The organism is Romboutsia sp. 13368, assembly GCF_018336475.1.
GTDB lineage: Bacteria > Bacillota > Clostridia > Peptostreptococcales > Peptostreptococcaceae > Romboutsia.
Map to the genome: position 1 here is coordinate 1,167,189 of NZ_CP048741.1, position 291 is coordinate 1,167,479.

Consider the following 291-nt stretch of genomic DNA (forward strand, 5'->3'; position numbering starts at 1 on the left):
TTCTTAAAGAAGTTTTTTTAGATGAAATATATAAGTTAAATCTAGATGGGGAGTTTGAAATNWATATTGGATATAAAAATAGAGTAATGTTTTTATCTTGAAATAAAGATACTATGGATAAACTTATACAGTCATCAAAAGAGTATAAAGGAATGGAAAGTATTATAGCGCAAATGGATAGAGAAAGAATAGCAAAAAATAATCCTCAATACCAACAGGCTGAAGATAAACTAGATAAAATAAAACTAAGTATACTACAATCGGCAAGAGAAACTTTTTGTAAAATTTATT